Raw genomic sequence first — 21403 nt, 5'->3', positions numbered from 1 at the left:
GCGGCCGGCCCGGACGGCCGCGACCGCCGAGCGCGGGCCGAGCAGCGCGCCCAGCCGGGCCGACGCGGACGGGTCGAGGTTCGCCAGCGGCTCGTCGAGCAGCAGCAGCTCGGGATCGGCCAGCAGCGTCGCGGCGGCGGTCGTCCGCTGGGTCAGGCCGCGCGAGAGCGCGTGGACGGGGAACTCCGCGCGGCGCACGAGGTCCGTGGCCTCGAGCAGCTCGCGCACGCGCCCGGGGACGTCGGGCACGCGGAGCAGGCGCGCGCGGTGCGTGAGGTTCTCGCGGACCGAGAGGTCGCGGTAGAGCATCGGCTCGTGCGCGAGGTAGCCGACGCGGCCGCGCAGGCCGTGGCGGTCGGCGGGGAGCGCGTGCCCGAGGACCCGGCAGACGCCGTCCGTCGGCCGCATCAGGCCGGCGAGCACGCGCAGCAGCGTGGACTTGCCGGCGCCGTTGGGACCGAGCAGCGCGACCGTCGCCCCGGCGGGCACGATCAGCGACACGTCGCGCAGCACGAGGCGCTCGCCGCGGCGTCGGACGAGCCCGTCCAGGGCGATCGCGGGCCCCGGCGTCGGGTGTTCGGCCTCCGGCGGCATCGGCCGGGGAGCCTACGCCGCGCGGGACCGCCTACCCTTCGCGGTCTATGGCGAAGACCCCGAAGACGCCCGTGGACGAGCCCCAGCGGCGCGGTCGCCTGTTCTGGATCTGCCTGCTGGTCCTGCTCGAGGCCGTCCTCTGGACCGTGCTCTCGGTCGCGGGGGTGCCCGAGGGCATCGCCACCGTGGTCGCCCTGATCGGCGGCGCCGCGTTCGTCGTGGTCTACCGCGACCGCATCTGGGGCGAGGGCTGGCGCGAGCAGCTGGCCGCCCAGCGCGCCACGCGCGAGAAGCTCGAGGCGCAGCGCGGCAAGAAGCGCTCGCGCTGAGGCGCGGGCCGGCGGGGACGCTCGGGGCCGACCGGGACGCTCGAGGCCGACCGGGACGCTCGAGGCCGACCGGGACGCTCGGGCCGGCCGGGACGCTCGGGCCGGCCGGGACGCTCGAGGGACGGGACGCTCGAGGGACGGGAGGTCGCGGACCGTCGTCGTCCGCATTCGACCGTCCCGCCCTGGACGCCGGAGGTCGCCCGCGTGAGTCTGGACCGATGCCCAGCGCCGCACGACACGTCGAGTTCACCGCCCAGGCCGGGAGGGGCGACGACCTGGCCGCCGTCCTGGTCGAGGTCGGCGAGTCGCTGCGGGGCACCGCCGGGTGCGACTCGTGGGTCGTCTCGCGGGTGCCGGGCGAGCCGGAGCGGGTCGTCGTCGACGAGCGCTGGCACGACCGGGCGGTCATGCTCGCCTCCGCGGAGGCGTCGAAGGACGACGAGCGCCTGCCGCGCGTGATGGCCCTGCTGGACCCGGACCGCCGCCCGGCGATGACGGAGCTCGAGCCCGTCGGGGGCGCCGGCCTGCTCCCGCCGCCGCGGCCCGGCGTGACGCTGCGGTCGCTCCTGGACAGCGAGGACCAGGCGGCCGCGTTCGGCTTCGGGTCGCAGGGCGAGTCGCGCTTCCCGGGCCCGGACCTCGGCCTGGAGCGCACGGGCGTGGCCCTGCACCGGATGCCGGCCGATGCCCGCAGCGCGTTCGGACACGTCCACGCCAACGCCGAGGAGCTCTACGTCGTGCTGGCGGGCTCCGGACGGATCCGGATCGGCGACGAGGACCGTGACCTGGCGCCCCGCGACGCCGTCCGGGTCGCCCCGGACGTGGTGCGCGGGTTCGCCGCCGGCCCCGAAGGCCTGGAGGTCCTCGCCGTCGGCCCGAAGTGCCCGAAGGACGGGGACGTCCTGCAGGACTTCTGGGGGGCGTGAGGGGGCGAGGGACGCCGAGCGGGCGAGCGACGGGGGCGGATGCCGGGTCGGCGAAGGGGCACGCACGTCGCTGGGGCGGGCGACGGAGGCGGGGGCGGGGCGAGCCGGCGGGCGGGCTGAGCCGAGCCGGCGGGGCGGGCCGAGCCGGCGGGCCGGGCCGAGCCGGCGGGCGAGCCGAGCCGGCGGGGCGAGCCGGCGGGCGAGCCGAGCCGGCGTCTCATCGGATTCTGTACCTCTGAGGTACAGAACTCGATGAGGGCCCGGGCAACCGCGCTCGACTCGAGTGGTTCCATCGACTTCCGTACCTCTGGGATACCGAATCCGATGGGCCCCACACTCCCGGGCCGGCTCGGCGCGCTTCCGTCGAGGTGGGTACCCGTGCGGCGCCGAACCCGGTGGCGCGACCCCGGACCGTTCATGGACGATCGTGGTGTGGACCGTCGTCGGGCGCACGGGCGGCCTGCGCGCCAGGCGCTCGGCCGGCCGGACCGGCGCGCGCGGCAGGCCCTCGGAGAATCGGTGCGTGTCCGGCGCCAGATCGTCACCCTCTGGCCCTCCTGCTCATCAGGTCCGGGGTCACGCTGCAGACATGCCGCTCGCGCCCGGGTCCTCACGCGTCGAAGCGACGCCCCTCGCGTCGCGCTCGATGCCCTGGCTCCGGGTGGCCGAGCTCGCCGCGAGTCAGCACGGCGTCGTCTCCCGCGCGCAGCTGCGCCGCCTCGGGCTGACGGACCGTCAGATCACCGGCGCCGCCCGGTCCGGGCATCTCCACCGGGTCCACCGCGGCGTGTACTCGGTGGGCCACGGACTGCTGACGTGGGCCGGTCGGGCCTCCGCTGCGCTGCTCGCCGCCGGACCTCGGGCAGCGCTCGGACGGCGTTCGGCCGGTGCCCACTGGGGCATACGCCCGTGGGCGTCGCCGCGGATCGAGGTGGCAGTCGCGGCGACGAGTCGACCCGCCCACGCCGCGGTCGTCGTCCTCAGCCACCCGGCGATGGGCACCGACGAGGTGGTCGTCCACGAAGGCCTCCGGGTCACGACCGTCGCCCGGACGGTGCTCGACCTGGTGCCCGTGGTCTCGCGAGACGCGCTCCGGACGTGCATCGCGCAGGCGGAGGTCCTGCGGATTTTCGACCACCGACAGGTGACCACCCTGCTCGATCGTCATCCCGGGCACCGGGGCGCCGGGCGGCTGCGGGAGGTCCTTGCCGGATGGGAGGACGTGCCGCGGACGCGGAGCCCGCAGGAGGCCGCGTTCCCGGCGCTCTGCGCGAAGTTCGGCTTCCCGCGGCCGGTGATGAACGCGACGATCCTCGGCATGGAGATCGACGCGTCGTTCCCGGATCACGGCGTGGCGGTCGAGCTCGACAGCCGCGGCTTCCACCCGGGCCTGATGCACTGGGAGGACGACCACGAGAAGCGCGCGAGGCTGATCGCCGGCGGGTGGGCGGTGCTGTCCTACACCCACCACCAGCAACTGGCGAACGGCGGTCGACTCGTCCGGGAGACCCTCGGTCCGGCGCTGGCCCGCGGAGTTCCCGTGATCGACTGACCTGCGCCCGTGTGCGCGCCCGCCACTGCGGCGGGGATGGTGACCGAGACGGGCCGGGGGCCGCAGGCGCGTCGGCGGGGCCGACAGACGGGCGGGCGGCAGACGGGCCGAGCGACGGGACGGGGGGGGCGAGCGACGGGATGGGAGGGCGAGCGGCAGACGGGCGGGCGACGGGACGGGCGGGCGAGCGGCAGACGGGCGGGCGAGCGACGGGACGGGCGGGCGAGCGGCAGACGGGCGGGCGGGCGACGGGACGGGCGGGCGAGCGGCAGACGGGGCGGGCGTGGCCCGCAAATGGGCGGGCGGGGCGGGGCCGGCAGACGGACGGAGGCGGCAGGTCTGGTCGGGTGCAGGATCCGGGCGTCTCATCGACGTGCATACCTCCTCGGTACAGAACTCGATGAGGGCGGCCTCACCGCGATCGACTCGCGCAGTTCCGTCGACTTGCACACCTCAGACGTCCCGAAGGCGATGGGCGGCGACAACCGGTCCGCCCGCCCCGGCCGCCCACCGCCGAGGCATCGAACTGCGCACCGCCGAGGTTCCGGACCCGACGACCGAGCGGCCGGGCCCGACGGCAACCTGGGCCAGCCGCCCACCCATCGAGTTGCGTACCCCTGAGGTACCGACCCGATGACCGACCGCTCGACGCCGGCCGCCCACCGCCGACACCGCCGACGCATCGAGTTGCGTACCCCTGAGGTACCGAACCCGACGACCAACCACCCGGCGCCCGCCGCCCACCGCCCACCGCCCACCGCATCGAGTTGCGTACCCCTGAGGTTCCGAACCCGACGACCGGCCGCCCGACGCCAGCGGCCACGCCCACGCATCGAGTCCCGTACTCCTGGGGTCCTGAACCCGATCGGTCCGCCCGCGACACCCGCCGCCCCGGCGGAACAGGCGCGCCCCCGCTCCCCACCCCCGCGGGCGCTCCCACCCCCGCGGGCCGCCCCCGCCGCCTACGCCGCGCTCGTCGTCCGGAAGCGGCGCAACGCCAGCGGGACGCAGATGCCGATGATCACGACGCACCAGAGGACCATGCCCGCGACCGGGTGCTCGAGGGGCCAGGAGCCGTGGGCGTCGGTGCCCTGGCTGACGTGGCGGATGCCCGCGACGAGGGTCGAGATCGGGTCCCACTCGCCGATGAAGCGCGGGACCGCGGCCATGCCCTCGATCGGGACGAACGTGCCGGCCAGGAACGACAGGGGCAGGACGATCGCGAAGCCGACGCCCTGCATGGCGTCGGAGGAGCGGACGATCATGCCCATCAGGACGCCGAACCACGTGAAGGCGAACAGGCCCAGCAGGATCAGGAACACCAGGAGGAGGACGTCGCCGGCCCCCACGTCGGGGCGCCAGCCGAGCGCCAGGCCGAGCCCGGCGACGATGACCATGCCGAGGATCTGCTCGAGCACCTGGCCGATCACCTGGGCCGAGATGACGGCCAGGCGGGTCACCGGGAGCGAGCGGAAGCGGTCGATCACGCCGGTCGAGAAGTCGGTCGCCGTCGCGGTGCCGGCGCCGATCACGCCGAACGCGATCGACTGCCCGATCAGGCCCGGCAGCAGGTAGTCCTGGTATCGCGTCCCGGGGATCGCGATCGCGGACCCGAAGACGTAGAGGAACAGCAGGGTGAAGATCACCGGCTGGATCGTCACGTCGCTCAGGCGCTCGGGCACCCTCGGGATCGTGCGCAGCTGGCGGCCGACGAGCAGCAGGGTCTCGCGGACGTAGCGGGAGGCGACGGACGGCCGCGGCGGCAGCGCGGGCAGCGGCGTGCCACCGACGACGGGGCGGGTCTCGGTGCTCATGCGCATGCTCCGGTCGAGGCGGGGGTGGTGCGTGGGTCGATGGGGCGGGTCGGCGAGGACGTGACGACCGGCCGGCCGGCCAGCGGTCTCATGCCGCCACCTCGTCGGTCGCCGCGTCGCCGGGCGACTCCGACGTCGGCGGCAGGCCGGTCAGGGCCAGGAACGCGTCGTCGAGCGTCGGCCGGCGCAGCGCCAGCTCGTCGATCGGCACGCCCGAGGCGCGGACGACGGCGGCGATCCGCTCGAGGTCCAGGCTCTCCTCGGGCGCGGGGATCGACAGGGTCCGGCTGCCGCGGCTGACGGAGACGTCGAACGACGCGGAGAGCGCGCCGTGCAGCCCGTCGACACCCGCGGCGTCGATCGCCACGACGTCGACCCGCTGCTCGCCGATCTGGGCCTTCAGCTGGGTCGGCGTGCCGGCGGCGACCTCGCGGCCGTGGTCGATCAGGACGATGTGGTCGGCCAGCGCGTCGGCCTCCTCCAGGTACTGCGTCGTCAGGAGCAGTGTCACGCCCTCGGCGACGAGGTCGCGGACCGTCTGCCAGACGACCTGGCGGCTGCGCGGGTCGAGGCCGGTCGTCGGCTCGTCGAGCACCAGCAGCTGGGGCTGGACGACGAGGCTGGCGGCGAGGTCGACGCGGCGGCGCTGGCCGCCGGACAGGCCCTTGATCAGGCGGTCGCGGAACTCGACGATGTCGAAGCGCTCGATCAGGTGGTCGGCGATCGTGGTCGCGCCGGCCTTGCCGTGGCCGCGCAGGCGACCCATCAGGACGAGGTTCTCACGGGCGGTGAGGTTGCCCTCGAGCGCCGCGAACTGACCGGTCAGCGAGATCACGCCACGGACCGCGTCGGCCTCGCGGACGACGTCGTGGCCGCCGACCCGGGCGGTCCCGGAGGTCGGGGCGATGAGGGTGGCGAGCATGCGGACGGTCGTCGTCTTGCCGGCACCGTTGGGGCCGAGGATCGACACGACGGTGCCGGACTCGACGCGCAGGTCGAGGGCGTCGACAGCGGTGAAGTCGCCGTAGCGCTTGGTGAGGCCGTCGGTCTCGACGGCGGGGGAGGCAGGGGGCACGGAGGCTCCGGTGGTGGAAGGACTGGGGCGTCGACGCGGCACGACGGGACCGGCCGGGGCGACGACGCGCGTCGCGATCCGGGGTCCGCCGCCGGCGGCGAGGACGGCGTCCGCGGAAACATACAGTCACTAGAAATCTTCTGCAACTGGACCGTTGCTAGACTTCGCCCGTGAGCTCCACCGTGGGTCGAGACGACGAACGCTCCGCCGACGAGGCCGCGGGGTCGGTCGCGGCCTCCCCCGGCCCGAGCGCCTCCGGCACCGTCGAGCTCGCCGCCGAGGCGCATGTCCGGCCCGCCGCCGACGCCGCGGGAACCCCGCCCGGCGGGGACGCCCCGCCGCCCGCCGACGTCGCCGAGTTCGAGATCGGCCCCGGCGAGCGCGCGCCGATCTCACGGGCGAAGATCGCCGAGGCGCTGGGGCACATCCGCGAGTTGCACGAGCGCGACGTCCGCCCCGACGAGGGCCTGCGCGAGCGCAAGAAGCGCCTCACCCGCCAGCTGATCTCGGACACCGCCACGTGGATGTTCTGCGAGCGCGGCTTCGACAAGGTCCGCGTGTCCGAGGTCGCCGCCGAGGCGGGCGTGTCGGAGAAGACGGTCTTCAACTACTTCCCGACGAAGGAGTCGCTGGTCTTCGACCGCGAGGACGACGTCGTGGAGGGCGTCCGCAAGGCCCTGACGGACCGCGGCCCGGACGAGTCGCCGACGCAGGCGATGGTCGCCTTCATCGAGCGCGAGTGCACCCACATCGACGCGCTCGGCTCGGAATACCAGCCGATGTTCCTGGCGTTCCTGCGGATGATCGACGAGACCCCGGCGCTGCAGGCCGCGCGGCAGCAGATGGCCGCGAAGCTCGTCGCCGTCGCCCGGGACGCGCTCGCCGCGTCGGTCGGCGTCGACCCGCGGGACCCGGAGCCCTACGTGGCCGCGCAGGCGCTGATGGGACTGTGGGAGGTCCAGCTGACCTCGCGCGAGCGACACATCCGCGAAGGCCGGCCGATCGGCGACCTGCGCGACGCGATCCTCGACGACACCCACCGCGCGGCGCGACTGCTCGACACCGGGCTCTGGTCGTTCAACCAGGTCGCCCAGGGCGCCGGGGCCCGGGCCCAGCTCGCCGACGCCGCGAAGGCCGCGAACGAGGCCCGCAAGCAGGTGTTCGACGCGCTCCGGCAGGCGAAGACCGCCTGGAGCGAGATCCGTCGCGCCCACGACGACGCGCACGAGGCCCGCCGGGCGGGGCGCGAGCCGTAGGGCCCTGCGCCGCCGGCGCCCGTCCGACGCGGCGCGTCACCGGCTCGGCGCCGCCCGCGCCGTCAGCGGCTGCCGGGCTTCACGCGCGTCCAGGTGTCGCACGAGCTGCGCTCGGCGGTCTTGCCGCACCACTTCAGTCGATCGCGGAACAGCGAGTCGATCCGCATCGAGCCGTTGGGGTCGTCGTCGACCGGGAAGCAGAAGTTGTCGAGGTCGACCCAGCCGAAGCTCGAGGTGTAGTTCCCCCGACTGCCACGGATCTCCTTCGCGCTGCCCGCCGTCAGCCAGATGCACTTCCCCGTGCCGTCGACGTCGAGGTCCTGCAGCGCGACCATGCGGAACGCGTCCGGCCCGACCTGCTCGGTGCGGACGTCCCCCTCGTCCTCGTCCGAGCGCCAGACGCCGACGATCGGATCGACGACCGTGCACCCGGGGAGCGATATCGGGCCGAGGATCGGGACGTTCTGGGCGCCCAGCGTCCAGCTCTTGACCACCAACTCGGCGGAGAGGCGCTGCGTGGCCCGCAGCACCGACTCGCACTGGCCGTCCGGATGCACGGTGACCGCCAGTTGCGGCCCGAGCTCGTAGCGGATGTTCGCCACCTTCCGCATGCCGACGCCCGCGCTGAAGCTCAGCGCGGCGTTCGCGTCGAAGTCGGCCGCGATCTGGCCGGTGAGCGTCGTCCGGGGCGTGGCGGACATCGCGAACACGCCGGGTCGGGCGGTGTCGAGGCTCGCTGAGAACGTGTAGGCCTGCTCGAGGCTGAATGCTCCCCCGGTCTGCGTGGCCGAGCCGTTCATCTTCAGCTCGACGCCCCAGAACGTCGGGATCAGGAGCAGCCCCACCGGGATCGGCGGCCCCGGGAACGAGTCGCCGCCGAACGTCTCGCTACACCGCAGCGAGTCGCCGTCGGAGAGCTGCAGACGCGCGAAGAGCTCCGCCGAGGCCGCCAGCTCGATCCGGCCGGTGAACCCGCTCCACGAGTAGCGGTCCATGCGCAGGTTCCGGATCCCCGCCTCGACGGGTCGTTCCGCGAGGGCCTGCCCGGCCGAGTTGTGGCGGCACGGGAACTTCCCGATCCGCTCGAGGGTGTCGAGGGAGCGCGCGCTCGACGGCACTCACGCGCGGCGGTGCTGGATGGCTGTCGGGCGCGACGATCGCGGTGTAGCGCGCGGCGAGCCGGCCGGTCTTGCCGCGGCGCACGGTGACGCGCAACCGGCGCTGCTCGGGGTGGGCGACGGCCCCCTTGCGGAGCGGGCCGTGGCTGCGACGCAGCGTGGCCGCGGAGACCGTGAGGGTGTAGCGCCCGGGCCGCACCCGCCGCAGCGTCGACGACGCCGAGCGGAGCGTCCGACGGAGCCTCGGGCCGCGCAGCGTGGCGACCGGGCGCTCGCCCTTCGGCAGCCCCGTGATCCGGACGACCACCGTCGACCGTCGCGCCGGGCCCTGCTTCTTCGCCGATGCCGACGAACCGCCGGGCTTCGCCGTCGTCGCCGCGTGCCCGGAGGCGACCGGTCCGAGCGCGAGCGCCGCCACGGCGGCGGGCAGCGCGAGGCCGAGCATCGCGGTCGTGCGCGACGGACGCACGGCGCGCCCCGGGAGACCGGCGATGCGACGGAGCCTGCGCCTCATCGGACGCTCACCACGCGTCCGGCGATCGGGGCGGTGCCCGTCGGGGCGACGATCAGGACGGCCTGGCGGGCCGGCCTCTTGCGCGCCTTCAGCGCCACCGTCGCCTTCTTGCCGCGCTTGACGCGATAGGTGGCCGAGGCGACCTTCTTGCCCTTTGGGGTGCTCAGGCGGAGCCTGCCCGAGCACGTCGCCGTGCTGAGCTTCGGGCACTGCAGCTTCACGCTGATCCGCTTGGATCGGAAGCGCAGCCTCGACGAGGACACCCCCGGCGCGGAGACGACCTTCTCGCACGGCGTCCCGCCCTGCACGTCCTCGCTGGTGACGAGGTCCCCCGCGTCGACGTAGGCCACGTCGGCACCGTCGCCGCAGGTCACCCGGTCGCCGGCGGCGCCGTCCAGCGCGTCGATCGTGTCGTTGCCGCCGCGGCCGTCGAGCTGGTCCTTGCCGGCCCCGCCGACGATGCGGTCGGCGCTGCCGCCGCCGGTCAGCTCGTTGGCGGCGGCGCTCCCGATCAGCGCCCCGCCGTACGGGCCGCCCGTCACGTTCTCGACGTCGGGCATGACGTTGTCGCCCTCGCCCTTGCGGCCGTCGTTCGCCTTGCTGTCCAACGAGACGTCGATCGGGGTCAGCACGCTGCTGTACTCGACCGTGTCGGTCCCGCCGCCGCCCCGGATGACGCCGCCCGGCGTCGGCTCCGGCGGGAACTGGTTGATCGACATGCGGTTGTCGGGGCTGATCACGTCGTCGCCCGCACCGCCGTCGATGGTCCCACCCGTCTGGTAGACCTCGATCTCGTCGTCGCCCGGCCCACCCGCGATCGTGGCCTTGAGCCCCGGCGCGGCCGGGTTCGTGCCGATCTCGAGCTGGTCGTTGCCGCCGCCGAGGTCGATCGCGACGCCGGGGACCGTGCCCCCGGTCGGGCAGATGGTCGAGACGAAGCCGACCTGGCACCCCGCCCCCGGCGTCGTCGCCGGGTCGTACTGGAGGAACCCGACGCGCCACCCGCCGAGGCGCTCGACGTCGTTCTCCTGCGGCACCGACGAGATCGAGGCCTTGAGGTCGTCGGCCGCACCGACGGGGTCGACGAAGCGGACGGTCGTGCCGTCGAGCGTCGCGGTGCCGGCGGCGCCCGCGGACGCGGCGCCGACGAGCAGCGCCGTGGCGACCGCGAGCGACAGGGGGAGGATGCGCAGGGGGGACATGGACGTTCCGGGGGTCGGGGTGCGGGTGGTGGGGCGGCTCGGTGCGAGCATCGGCCACCGTGCGGGGGTTCGAGATCTGGTCATGGGTCAGCAGCCTTCGACGGAGTCGGCGACATCGAGCGTGCGGTGCCAGCGGACGTCGACCGCCGGGGTCGAGCGGCTGGCGGGGACGACGAGCGAGACGACCTGGCCGGAGTCGCAGCCGTCACCGGCCCCGTCGTCGGCGTAGCGCGCGCGCAGGTCGCGCCCGATCTTCCGGGCGTCGGCCGCGTTCACCGTCGCCGCGCGCAGCGCCTTGCCGTCGGCGCAGAGCTTCGTCACGACCGGCCGGGGGACGTCCGGGCCGTCCTCGGCGAGCAGCCAAGGTCGGGCAATGTCGATCGTGCATCGTGGGTCGTCCGGACGGGGTCGGGGGATCGGGATCGCGGCGGCGCTCAGCGGCGCAGCGTCAGCTTCTTCGTGATCGACGCGCCGGACTTCGGGGCGAGGACGACCGCGACCTGGTGCTTTCGCAACCGGGACAGCGAGCGCCGGCCGCGGCTCCCGGGCTTCACGGACACCGTCGCGCTCCTTCCGGCCTTGACCTTGTACGACCGGCTCCCGAGCACCGTGGTGCCCTTCTTCACCTTGACCGTGCCGGAGCACGCCGAGGACCCCGGGCACCGCACCTTGACCGCGATGCGACCCTTGCGGTAGCGCAGCGAGGACGAGGTGATCGTGGGGCCCTGGCTCAGCACGTGGAGGTTGCCGTCCGACAGCGAGCCCGACGCGATCGCGTTGCTGGTGGCGATGTACAGGCGACCCGCCCGGTCGAAGCCGAGGCCGACGACGGGCAGGTCGCCGCTCGTGGATCCGGCGACCTCCGGCACCTCGACCACCTCGACCAGGCGGCCGTCGGGCCGGAAGTGCTGGACGCGGCGCGTGCCGGACGCGTCGGCGACCCAGACGTCGCCCCGCGGGTCGGTCGCGATCTCGTTCGGCGACCGGAACTTCCCCGGCGTGGTGCCGGACTGCCCCCAGGACCGCACGAAGGCGCCGGCGGACGTGAACGCCTCCACCCGGTCGCCGGCCGGATCCGTGGCGTAGACGTGACCCTTGCCGTCCGAGGCCACGTGCGGCAAGGTCCTCCCGAACTGGCCGGGGCCGGCCCCGGTGGATCCGAAGGCCGAGACCGCCTGGCCCGCGCGGTTGAACCGTTGGATCGACGGCAGGCTCGGATTGGCGATCGAGTAGTAGCGGTCGCCCGTGGCGTCGATGTCGAGGCTGCCGGCCTTCGGGTCGCCGCCCAGGTTCTCGACGTCGCGGACGAACGGGCGAACGTCGCCGAGCAGCTTGCCGTCGAGGGCGTAGGTCCGCAGCGTGGTCACGAAGCTGGAGTCGTCCAGGTCGACGTCGTCGCTGACGATCACGACCTCGTCGCCGTCCAGCGCCACGCCGACCGTCACGGTCGGGGCCCACGGGAACGACCAGGCGTGCACCTGCTTCCCGTCCGGCGCGTAGTGCTTGACCTCTCCCCGCTTGCGCGTGATCACCTCGCCGCTCGGCGCGACGTCGGTCTCGGTGACGCCGGGGACCTTCCACGTGCGCTCCTGCTGCCAGGCCGCGTCGGCGGCCGGCGCGGCGACCAGGAGCGCCGCGACGCCCGCGACGCCGGCGGCGATCGCCGGCCGGCTCCGCCGCGTCGTCCGTCCGCGCGGACGACGGGCGGGAGCGGGACGGGTGTGGCGGACGGAGAGCCCGGCGGGGCGCGCGGGCGCCCTTGGGGCGACCGCGACCACCGGGTCGTGGTCGGCGACCGCGCCGACCGGGTCGTCGTCGTGCGTCGTCATGGTGGTTCCTCGGGTCGGCGGCACGGGATCAGCGCCGCAGGGCGAGCTTCGTGGTGGCGCTGGCGCCCTTCTTGGGCTTCAGCCGGACGGCGACGCGGTGCTTGCGGGCCTTCGCGATCGCGCGGCGGCCGCGGTTGGTCGGCTTCACGGAGACGGTCGCGCTCTTGCTCTTCTCGATCCGGTAGGAGCGGCTGCCGATCGTCGTGCTGCCCTTCACGATCCGCAGCGTGCCGACGCACGTCGAGGACCCCGTGCAGCGGACCGTCACGGCGATCCGCCCCTTGCGGTAGCGCAGGCTCTTCGACGCCACGCGGGCGCCGCGCGCCGTCGGGGTCGACGAGCCGCCGCCGGAGCCGGAACCGCTCCCGGTGCCCGAGCCGCCACCGGTGCCCGTCCCGCCGCCCGAGCCTCCGCCACCGCCCGAGCCGCCGCCGCCCGGGTCCGTGGGCGTCGTCGGCGGCTTGGGCGGGTCGGGCGGGTTCGGCGGGTCGGGCGGGTTCGGCGGGTCGGGCGGGTTCGGCGGGTCGGGGGGATTCGGCGGGTCGGGCGGGTTCGGGACCGTCCGGGCGCCGCCCCAGAACGGCGCGGTCCCGGCGGCGATCTTCCGCGGGGTGCCACCCGCCGCGGCGACGACGTAGATCGACCCCGAGCGCTCGAAGGCGACGCGGTCGCCCTCGTAGGAGAACGACGGGTAGGCGTCCGTCGTGGCGGTCGTCAGGTCGCGGACGCGCGTCTTCGTCGACGTGGAGTACAACGAGATCCGGCCGCGACCGGGAACGCCGACGCCGGTCGACTCGGGCCCGCGGATGGCGACGATCGCGCCGCCGTCGCGCCGCCCGTCGGGGAACGCGACCTGGGTGCTCGCGTCCGGCTCGGTCGCCAGCAGCGTGTCGCAGCCGGGACCACCGACGACCTCCTTGCAGAGGCGCGGCTTGTTGGCGCCGTAGCCGCGTCGCCCGACGAGGACGCTGGTGCCCATCCAGCCGTGGGTCGTCTGGTAGGTCGACGACGCGACGGCCGGCGGATAGCCCGTCCCCGTCGACGGCGCCAGGTACGTGTACCAGCCGTAGTCGAGCAGGAAGAAGCTCCACAGCGCCTGCGCGCCGTTGGGCGAGATCCGCGGGAAGTCGTAGATCTCGCCGGCGAACAGCGTCCGGTTGAGTCCGCCGGAGACGACCGGCCGCTCGACGAGGCTCGTGCCCGTGACCCAGGCCGCCGTCTTCCCGTCGTCGGTCACGCCGGCGACCTCGCCGCTGGCGGTGAGCGTCCGCCGGGCGGCACTGGTGTCGGGGTCGACCGCGCAGACGGCGGCCCCGCACTGGTAGACGATCACCGACGCCACTGAGCGGTCGGCCGCGATCAGGGACGACGCGAGGGCGACGACCAGCGCCACGGCTGATCGCCGGCCGAAGCGGCGTGGGCCGGACTCCGGACGTGCGGTCGCGGGGACGGTCGGGGGAGACCGGCGCGGTGCGAGGACTTCGAGGGAGGCTGACCAGGCCCGCCGGATCGGCGGAGCCCCGTCGGCAACGGGGGACTCGGGGGATGACACGCTGCCTCCCACGGGGGGATCGAGGGTTGAGGCACCGGGCAGCGTACGGCAGACAACGCACGTACCCCGTGATTATCCGGCCAGCGGCCCCGTCTGGCGCATAGACGTTTGTTTGGCGGCGCGCCCGTTTCGCCGAGGTCGGGAGACCTGCGCCGGACGAAGCGTCCCGGTCAGAGCGCCGGGGCGCCCGCGCGCCCGCCGGACTGCGCGACGGACCGCGGTGCGGTCTGGGGGGTCGCCGCGCGGACGGCGGCGGCGAGGTCGTCGTAGGGGTTCTCCACCCGGCCGAACCGGTTGGACCCTTGGGGCTCGACGAAGACGGTGGGCGTCGCCCGGACGCCCAGGCGCTCGGCCAGGCGGCGATCCCCGTCGGTCCGCGCGCGCGTCGCGGGGGTCTGGCGGATCGAGACGTCCCCGGGGACGACGTCCGGCGCGCCGGAGGCGATCTCGCGGAGCCGTCGCTCGTCCGCCCACTCCCGGTCCTCCGGCCCCTGGTTGAAGTACGTGAGGTGGATGAACGGCCACATCCGGTCCTTCGCGGCGAGCGCGTAGGCGGCGTTCATCAGCCCGGCCCCGTCGGTCGTCCGCTGCCCCGGGTCGATGACGTTGATGAAGTGGATCCGCAGGTTGGCCTGCCCGGTGCGGATCAGCGTCGCGATCGTCTCGGGCTGGACCCGGAGCTCGTACATCTGGCACGCCGGGCACTTGAGGTCGGCGAACTCGTGGATCGTCACCGGCGCGTTCGGATCTCCGAGGAGCGTGCCGTTCTGCGGGACGCCGTCGAACAGCCGCTGCGTCTCGCCCACGCCCGCCAGCCGCACGCCCGCGACGGTCGTCCGCGTCGCGCCCTTGGTGGCGGGGTCGCCGAAGGGCGCGACCGCCAGGACGACCGCGACGAGGACGACGACGAGGACGAGCGCCCCGATCGCGATCCGGCCGCGGCGCCGGCGGGCGGTGGCGACGGCGGTCCCGTCGGGGACGGCCGGTGGGGCGTCGCTCCCGGCCTCGTGCGGCGTCGCGGCGTCGGATCCCACCGCGGGCTCGTGGTCCGCAGCGGCGGGCGCCTCGGCGATCTCAGGGGGTGCATCGCCGCCGACCGGGACCTCGTCCCCGCCGGACGCCGCGTGGCCGTGCCCCTCGTGCTCCGTGTCGTCCGGCCGGGCCATGGGCGCCAGTCTGGCGCATGCCCTCCGATCGACGGCGTCCGCGTCCCGTGCGCAGGGAAGGTGGAGCTGCGTCGCGGCGGGCGCGCTCCTTCGCGAGCTGAGCCGGCTCGTGCGCACCCTCGCTGTCGCCCTCGCGGTCTCCGGCGGCATCGCGCTCACCACGGCGCCGTCCGCCTCCGCGGCCAAGAAGTGCACGAAGGACAGGCCCACCAAGGTCATCGTCTGCATCAACCAGCACGGCTCGACCCGGCCCGGCTACTACGCGACGGCGTCGTTCCGCAACCTGAACAAGGGGTCGCTGCGGATCCGTCCCACCCTGACGGACCGGGATGCCTGGTCCTACAAGGGCGCCGGCGGCTTCACGCTGCCCCCGCACGGGATGCGGACGATCAAGGTCTACCACGAGGGGGACACCCAGGTCTGCTCCGGGTTCTACCTCCCGACCAACGCCGCCGACGGCTGGACCGTCTCGCTGTTCGGCCACATCTGCGGCTGGTTCACCGAGGGGAACTACGGATAGCCGCCCGGCGACCGGCGCTCCTTCCCCGACGCCTCCACGAGCCCTGGCGCGATCATCTCCCGTACGTCCACGTGCCCGCCGGGCAGCGCCCCGTCGGCGTCCAGGCGGTCCGCCAGCTGCTGCTCGCGGCGGATGGTCGTCTCGTCTGTGGGCTCGACGGTCTGCAGGCGCAGGGGCACCGCGCGGCGCGTGACCTCGAGCGGCAGGCCCGACTCCTTCGACCACGCTCGGGCGTACTCGTCGGGGTGCTTCGCGGCCCACTCGAACGCCGTGCGCAGCCGCGGCAGGTAGTCGCGGATGGCGGCGACCCGCGCGGGGTCCCGGAGGGCGCTCTTCGACGCCAGGGCGAAGTAGTTGCCGAAGTCGTCCGGCGGCCCCGACGCGATCGCGCGGGCCGGGCGCTGCGGGTCGATCTCGGCCTGCGTCACGAACGGCTGCCACGCGGCGAGGGCGTCGACCCGGCCCGTCCGGTACGCGGCGAGCGCGTCGGCGGGCAGGAGAAAGTCGAGTTTGACGTCCTTCGGCCCGAGCCCGGCGCGGTGCAGCGCCTGCAGCAGCGCGCCATGGGCGGAGCTCGACCGGCCGAGCGCGATCGACTTGCCCTTCAGGTCGGCGACGGTCCGCACGTCGGAGTCCCTGGGCACGACGATCGAGTCGTCGCCGCCGCTGCGCAGGGCCAGGGTCGCGACCGCGCGGAAGTCCGTGCGGTTCTGCGCGCCGAAGATCGGCGGCGTCGAGCCGACCGAGCCGATGTCGACGCGGCCCGCGCTGACCGCCTCGACGATCGGCGGACCAAACGTGAAGCGCGAGAAGCTGACCTTGAACGGCGCGCCCTTCAGCGCGCCGGACTGCTCGAGGACGGAGCGGATGCCGTCGGACTGGACCGCGACCTTCAGCGTCACGCCCGCGGCCGATCCCGCCGCCGCGACGCGGAAGCCGTCGTCCTCGCCGCCGACGGCGCCGCTCGTGAAGCCCACGACGGCGAGCGTGACGAGCGTCGCGGCCGCCAGGCTCAGCCGCGGCAGCAGGCCGCGGCGCCCCGGGCGGGCGTCCGGCCCGGGCGCGGTCGCGGCGTCGTCCCGCTCGTCGCCCAGGCGGCGGAGCAGCGCGGCGCTCGCGGCGATCAGCTCCGGGGCCTCGCGCCGGCGGGGCCGGGCGACGCCGACGCGCTCGTCGTGGACGATCCGTCCCTGGTCGATCAGGACGACGCGGTCCGCGAGCAGCAGCGCCTCGGTGACGTCGTGCGTGACGAGCAGGACGGCCGGGCGGTGGCGCTCCCACAGCTCCGTGACGAGGCCCTGGACCGAGGAGCGGGTCAGGGCGTCCAGCGCCGAGAACGGCTCGTCGAGCAGCAGCAGGTCGGGGTCGCGGACGAGCCCGCGGGCCAGCGCGACGCGCTGGCGTTGGCCGCCCGAGAGCTGCCGCGGCCAGGCCGACTCGCGGCCCTGCAGCCCGACCTCGGCCAGGGCGCGGCGTCCGCGGTCGTCGGCGTCGGCGTCGCGGAGTCCGAGCGTGACGTTCTGCAGCGCGGAGCGCCACGGCAGGAGCCGCGCGTCCTGGAAGACGACGGCCGGGCGGACCCCGCTGCGCACGTGTCCCGTCGCGCCGGGGTCGAGTCCCGCGAGGACGCGCAGGAGCGTCGTCTTGCCGGACCCGGAGCGGCCGATGACGGCGACGAACTCGCCGGGCTCGATCCGCAGGTCGAGGTCGCGCAGAACGTCCTGGTCGCCGAAGCGCCGGGACACGCCGCGGAGATCGACCGCCGGGCCGTCCGTCGCCGCGGCGACGCGGTCGTCGCCCGGCCGGGTCGGGGACCCGTCGCCGACGGTGCTCACGAGCCAACCTCCTCGCGCCACCGGAGGGCGCGGTGCTCGAGGCGCCGGACGATCGCGTCGGTGAGCAGCCCGAGGATCGCGTAGGCGATGAGGCCGACGACCACCGTGTCGGTCGCCAGCACGTCGCGGGCGTTGTTGATGAGGAACCCGAGGCCGGCCGACGCGTTGACCTGCTCCGCCACGATGAGCGCGAGCCACGCGAAGCCCAGCGCCTGGCGCAGACCGATCAGGAAGCCGGGGAGCGCGCCGGGCAGGATCACGTGGCGCAGGCGCTCCCCGGGCGTCAGGCGCAGGGTGTCGGCGACGTCGTAGAACTCGGCGTCGACGGAGCGCAGCGCGCCGACGAGGTTCAGGTACAGCGGGATCGCCACGCCGAGCGCGACGAGGAGGATCTTCGGGAGCTCGTCGATCCCGAACCAGATGATGAACAGCGGCACGAGCCCGAACAGCGGGACCGTGCGGAGCATCTGCATCAGCGGGTCGATCGACGCGTCGCCGATGCGGGAGAAGCCGACCGCCAGGCCGGCGGAGATCGCGACGGCGGAGCCCAGCACGAAGCCCAGCAGCGCGCGGCGCAGCGACACCCAGATGGCCTCGAGCAGGTCGCCGTGGACGACCAGGTCGTACGCGTTGGAGGCGATCTGGCTCGGCGCGGCGAGGGTCCGCTCGGGCAGCACGCCCGTGACGGAGAGGAGCTGCCAGACGACGATCAGCGCCAGCGGCGAGATCCAGCGCAGCTCCGACGGCGCCGACGTCAGGTCGGTCCGCAGGCCGCTACGACCGCGGCCCGAGGGGTCCTCCGTCCCGCGGCCTCCGGAGCGGCCCGCCGGGGTCCCGGCCGCGAGGTCGGCGGTCGACCCGCCGACGCCCCGGACGGTCGGGGCCGACACGCCCTCCTGGTCCGTCGCCGAGCTCACGCCGGCACGAGCGTCGGAGCGGTTTGGCCGGGCTCCTTCAGGAGTCCGCGGGCCTTGAGGATCGGCCGGATCCCCTCGCCCACGTGGTAGGCCTCCTCGAGGTGCGGATAGCCGGAGAGGATGAACTCCGAGAGGCCGAGGTCGTGGTACTCCGCGATGCGGTCGGCGACCTCCTCGTAGGAGCCGACGAGCGCGGTGCCGGCGCCGCCACGGACCAGGCCGACGCCCGCCCACAGGTTCGGCGAGACCTCGAGCGCGTCGGTCCGCCCACCGTGCAGGTCGCTCATGCGCCGCTGGCCCTCGGACTGCGACGCGCGCTGCGTCTCCTGGGCGCGGCGGATCGCCTCGGGGTCCAGGCCGGCGAGCAGCTTGTCGGCCTGCGCCCACGCCTCCTCGGAGGTCGGGCGGGCGATGACGTGCAGGCGGATGCCGAAGCGCAGCTCGCGGCCGGCGAGGTCGGCGCGCTCGCGGACGCGGTCGAGCTTCTCGGCGACCTGCGCCGGCGGCTCGCCCCACGTCAGGTAGACGTCGGCGTACTTCGCGGCGACGTCGAGGGCGGGCTTCGAGGAGCCGCCGAGGTAGATGTCCGGCCACGCCGGGGTCTCGACGAGCTGGGCCTTCTCGACCTGGACGTGCGCGCCGGTGAAGGTCACGGGCTCGCCGGTCCAGAGCTCGCGGACGACGTGGAGGAACTCGCCGGCGCGGGCGTAGCGCTGGTCCTTGGAGAGCGTGTCGCCGAAGCGGCGCTGCTCGACGTCGTCGCCGCCGGTGACGACGTTCAGCAGCAGCCGGTTGCCGGTGACCCGCTGGAAGGTCGACGCCATCTGCGCGGCGAGCGTCACCGACTGGAGGCCGGGACGGAAGGCGACGAGGAACTTGAACCGCTCCGTCTGCGCCGCGAGCGCGGAGGCCATGACCCAGGACTCCTCGCACCACGTGCTGGTCGGCGTGAGCGCCGCCTCGAAGCCCAGCTGCTCGGCCGTGCGGGCGATCTGGCCGAGGTAGCCGATCGTCGGCTCGCGGTCGGCGCCGCCGCCGAGCGAGACGAGGTCGCGGGTGTCGGGCCGGTGGGATCCGTCTCCGCCCACGCCCCCGCCGGTCTGCACGCGCGAGCCCCGCGCTCCCACGGCGTTGCCGAGGCTCAGGTCGCTGCGCGAGTCGCCGTTGGTGGGGAGGAACCAGTGGAGGGTGACGGACATGCCGGGCTCCGAGCGGGGAGTCGGAGGAGGGGTCGCGGCGCCGCGCGGACGCGGTGCCGTCTCCCAAACGTAGCAATGCGGGTCCGGATTACATGGCACGCGACGGGATTCCGGGTCGCCTTTCGGTGGAACTGCGGTCGGGGCGTCCGGCGTCCGCGCCATGGCCCGGGGCGAACCGACCCGATCGAGTGGCGGGGCGCCAGGATCACCCCTCGGCGGCGCCCCGGTCGCACGGAGCGTGGCCGCCCCGGAGCTCGCCCTGCGACGCCGGCCGGGCGTCGCGTTCGTCCAGGACCCGGCCGTGCAGCGACGGCGGGGCGCGATGGCGCCCCGACCTCCCGGCGGGCCTCAGGCCGAGGCGAGCTCCGCCTCGGCGCGCTGCTGGGACGCGATGATGATGTCCATCACGTCCTTCTCGCGCCCGTCCTTGAGCAGCTGGATCGGGTCCTGCTCGCCGTTGACGATGCCCTCGAAGAACGCCTTGCGGTCCTGGTACGTCGGCAGCGTGCCCTTCGCCCAGCCGCGGACCTCGTTCAGCAGCACGGCCATGCGGGCGTACTCCTCGCCGAACAGCGCGGAGACCTCGGTCTTCATCCGCTTGGCCAGCGCCGGCGACGCGCCGGCGGTCGAGATCGCGATCGCCAGGGGGCCGGTCCGCACGATCGCGGGCAGGATGAAGTTGCACAGCGGCGGGACGTCGACGATGTTCGCGAGCATCGCCCGCTCCTCCGCGTCGTCGTAGATGCGGATGTTCGTCTCGGTGCTGTCGGTGCACGCGATCACGAGGAACTTGCCCTCGAGGTCGCCGTGCTCGTAGTCGCGCCTGATCCACGTGATCGAGCCCTCGGCGGCGAGCGCCTCGACCTCGGGCAGCACCTCGGGCGAGATGACGACGACCTCGCCGTCGCAGGCGAGCAGGCCCTCGGTCTTCTCGAGGCCGAGCTCACCGCCGCCCACCACGAGGCACTTGCGGGCGCGCAGCTTCAGGCACGCGATGTAGAAGGGCGTGTCCAGCATGTCCTGCACACAGGTCTGATCGCAGATCCCGCGCTTGAACTGACAGACGCACTCCTTACCGGCGTAGGCGGCAGCAGGCATGCACCCAGTCTACGCGCGGTCGCCGGGAACGGATGTCCACCGGCGGCGGGGCCGACCGATGCACGCCGAACTTGTCGGTACCGTAGGCACCGTGACCAGCCCGGGCCAGACGGTGGGAGCGAACCTCAGACGACTACGGCTCGCCCGCGGTCTCTCGCTCGTCGAGCTCGGGCGGCTCTCGGGGCTCGCCAAGGGCACGCTGACCCAGCTGGAAGCCGGCCGGGCGAACCCGACGATCGACACGCTGCAGTCCCTGGCGGGCGCGCTCGCGGCGGGGCTCACGGACCTCGTCGCCGAGCCCCCGCTCGTGCGCCCGGAGGTCGTCCGCCACGACGAGGGCCCGATCACCGAGGGCCGCACGCTGCGGTGGCGGCTGCTGAACCGCTCGCACCTCGGCTCGATGATCGCCGAGACCTTCGCGCTGCGGCTCGGCGCCGGCTCGATGCACCACGCGCAGTCGCACGCGCTCGGCGTCGTCGAGCAGATCTACGTGCTCAGCGGCACGGTCGAGATCGGCCCGGACGAGCACACCGCGCTGCTCCAGCCGGGCGACTTCGCGCGCTTCCCCGCCGATCGGCCCCACTCCTACGGGGCGCCGGACGTGGAGGCGCACGCGCTGGTCTGGCAGTTCCTCCCGACCCTCCCCGTCCCGGCGGCGACGATGCCCGACGGCGCGGGCGCGATCGGGGCCGTCGAGGGGCTCGTGGCCCGCGACCCGGCACCGGCCCACCCGCTCGAGTCCTTCCCGCCCCGGGTCCTGCCCCAGCCGCCGGTGCGCGGCCGCCGCCCCCCGTCGCGGACCGTGCCGGGGCCGACCCCGGGCCGCCCGATCTACGCGTGGTCGTGGGAGTGCCCGTGGTCGTGCGCGTGGCCGTGGTCCTCGGCGGGCTCGTGGCGGTGGTCGGGC

18 protein-coding genes and 2 pseudogenes are annotated in these 21403 nt (G+C 74.6%); 6 read left to right on the top strand and 14 right to left on the bottom strand.

Annotated features, from left to right (window positions below; genetic code table 11):
* Positions 1-594: ATP-binding cassette domain-containing protein (locus AB0L40_RS17910; protein ID WP_364357445.1), on the bottom strand; the 594-nt coding region annotated here is incomplete at its 3' end.
* A 47-nt stretch (positions 595-641) separates the two neighbouring features.
* Between AB0L40_RS17910 and AB0L40_RS17905 the strand changes: the two genes are divergently transcribed.
* The 3 genes from AB0L40_RS17905 (at position 642) to AB0L40_RS17895 (ending at position 3401) form a co-directional block, all read left to right on the top strand.
* Complete coding sequence (locus tag AB0L40_RS17905) at positions 642-923, top strand: hypothetical protein (protein WP_364357442.1); 282 nt, start codon at positions 642-644, stop codon at positions 921-923.
* A 218-nt stretch (positions 924-1141) separates the two neighbouring features.
* Positions 1142-1849, top strand: a complete 708-nt coding sequence (locus AB0L40_RS17900; protein WP_364357439.1) for a cupin domain-containing protein — start codon at positions 1142-1144, stop codon at positions 1847-1849.
* A gap of 589 nt (positions 1850-2438) precedes the next feature.
* Positions 2439-3401 carry a type IV toxin-antitoxin system AbiEi family antitoxin domain-containing protein gene (locus tag AB0L40_RS17895; protein WP_364357436.1) on the top strand — a complete coding sequence of 321 codons (963 nt, stop codon included), beginning with the start codon at positions 2439-2441 and terminating at the stop codon, positions 3399-3401.
* A 962-nt stretch (positions 3402-4363) separates the two neighbouring features.
* Here AB0L40_RS17895 and AB0L40_RS17890 read toward each other — a convergent pair.
* Both AB0L40_RS17890 and AB0L40_RS17885 read right to left on the bottom strand, forming a co-directional pair.
* Positions 4364-5215, bottom strand: coding sequence for an ABC transporter permease (locus tag AB0L40_RS17890; RefSeq protein WP_364357433.1), 852 nt, complete (start codon positions 5213-5215; stop codon positions 4364-4366).
* 88 nt (positions 5216-5303) lie between these two features.
* Positions 5304-6290 (bottom strand): ATP-binding cassette domain-containing protein, encoded by a 987-nt coding sequence (locus AB0L40_RS17885; RefSeq protein ID WP_364357431.1) that lies wholly within the window; start codon positions 6288-6290, stop codon positions 5304-5306.
* 170 nt (positions 6291-6460) lie between these two features.
* On the opposite strand from AB0L40_RS17885, the gene AB0L40_RS17880 reads away from it, so the two are divergent.
* Positions 6461-7546: a TetR family transcriptional regulator gene (locus tag AB0L40_RS17880; RefSeq protein ID WP_364357429.1), complete on the top strand. Its 1086-nt coding sequence runs from the start codon at positions 6461-6463 to the stop codon at positions 7544-7546.
* A gap of 62 nt (positions 7547-7608) precedes the next feature.
* On the opposite strand, the gene AB0L40_RS17875 is transcribed toward AB0L40_RS17880, so the two are convergent.
* The 6 genes from AB0L40_RS17875 to AB0L40_RS17850 all read right to left on the bottom strand — a co-directional run bounded on the left by AB0L40_RS17875 (position 7609) and on the right by AB0L40_RS17850 (position 14927).
* Positions 7609-8664 carry a hypothetical protein gene (locus AB0L40_RS17875; RefSeq protein WP_364357427.1) on the bottom strand — a complete coding sequence of 352 codons (1056 nt, stop codon included), beginning with the start codon at positions 8662-8664 and terminating at the stop codon, positions 7609-7611.
* 510 nt (positions 8665-9174) lie between these two features.
* Entirely contained in the window at positions 9175-10380 is a 1206-nt protein-coding gene (locus AB0L40_RS17870) for a hypothetical protein (protein ID WP_364357424.1), read from the bottom strand.
* 87 nt (positions 10381-10467) lie between these two features.
* Positions 10468-10701, bottom strand: coding sequence for a hypothetical protein (locus AB0L40_RS17865; protein WP_364357421.1), 234 nt, complete (start codon positions 10699-10701; stop codon positions 10468-10470).
* 113 nt (positions 10702-10814) lie between these two features.
* On the bottom strand, positions 10815-12209 hold the full coding sequence (locus AB0L40_RS17860) for an NHL repeat-containing protein (RefSeq protein ID WP_364357418.1): 1395 nt from the start codon (positions 12207-12209) through the stop codon (positions 10815-10817).
* A 28-nt stretch (positions 12210-12237) separates the two neighbouring features.
* Entirely contained in the window at positions 12238-13602 is a 1365-nt protein-coding gene (locus AB0L40_RS17855; protein WP_364357416.1) for a hypothetical protein, read from the bottom strand.
* Between the two features lie 329 nt (positions 13603-13931).
* On the bottom strand, positions 13932-14927 hold the full coding sequence (locus AB0L40_RS17850) for a DsbA family protein (RefSeq protein ID WP_364357414.1): 996 nt from the start codon (positions 14925-14927) through the stop codon (positions 13932-13934).
* Between the two features lie 109 nt (positions 14928-15036).
* On the opposite strand from AB0L40_RS17850, the gene AB0L40_RS17845 reads away from it, so the two are divergent.
* The gene (locus AB0L40_RS17845) at positions 15037-15447 is read left to right on the top strand and encodes a hypothetical protein (protein ID WP_364357411.1); all 411 of its coding nucleotides are present in this window, start codon (positions 15037-15039) and stop codon (positions 15445-15447) included.
* On the opposite strand, the pseudogene AB0L40_RS17840 reads toward AB0L40_RS17845, so the two are convergent.
* The 5 genes and pseudogenes from AB0L40_RS17840 to AB0L40_RS17820 all read right to left on the bottom strand — a co-directional run.
* Positions 15438-16259 (bottom strand): annotated as a pseudogene (locus AB0L40_RS17840) (PhnD/SsuA/transferrin family substrate-binding protein); the annotation flags it as partial. The gene AB0L40_RS17845 and the pseudogene AB0L40_RS17840 overlap by 10 nt on opposite strands.
* A 276-nt stretch (positions 16260-16535) precedes the next feature.
* Positions 16536-17192, bottom strand: a pseudogene (locus tag AB0L40_RS17835) (ABC transporter ATP-binding protein); the annotation flags it as partial.
* Positions 17193-17278: 86 nt separating this feature from the next.
* A complete protein-coding gene (locus AB0L40_RS17830; protein ID WP_364357408.1) occupies positions 17279-18199 on the bottom strand; it encodes an ABC transporter permease in 921 nt (306 codons plus the stop codon).
* Positions 18196-19398 (bottom strand): LLM class flavin-dependent oxidoreductase, encoded by a 1203-nt coding sequence (locus tag AB0L40_RS17825; RefSeq protein ID WP_364357405.1) that lies wholly within the window; start codon positions 19396-19398, stop codon positions 18196-18198. The genes AB0L40_RS17830 and AB0L40_RS17825 overlap by 4 nt, the downstream gene beginning before the upstream one ends.
* Positions 19399-19746: 348 nt before the next feature.
* On the bottom strand, positions 19747-20496 hold the full coding sequence (locus tag AB0L40_RS17820; RefSeq protein WP_364357402.1) for a bifunctional precorrin-2 dehydrogenase/sirohydrochlorin ferrochelatase: 750 nt from the start codon (positions 20494-20496) through the stop codon (positions 19747-19749).
* Positions 20497-20587: 91 nt separating this feature from the next.
* On the opposite strand from AB0L40_RS17820, the gene AB0L40_RS17815 reads away from it, so the two are divergent.
* Positions 20588-21403 (top strand): XRE family transcriptional regulator (locus AB0L40_RS17815; RefSeq protein ID WP_364357399.1); only part of this gene is annotated, 816 nt, incomplete at its 3' end.

The sequence above is a fragment of the Patulibacter sp. NPDC049589 genome, from assembly GCF_040675535.1.
In the GTDB taxonomy this organism is placed as follows: domain Bacteria; phylum Actinomycetota; class Thermoleophilia; order Solirubrobacterales; family Solirubrobacteraceae; genus Patulibacter.
This window is presented reverse-complemented; position numbering and strand designations above follow the sequence as displayed.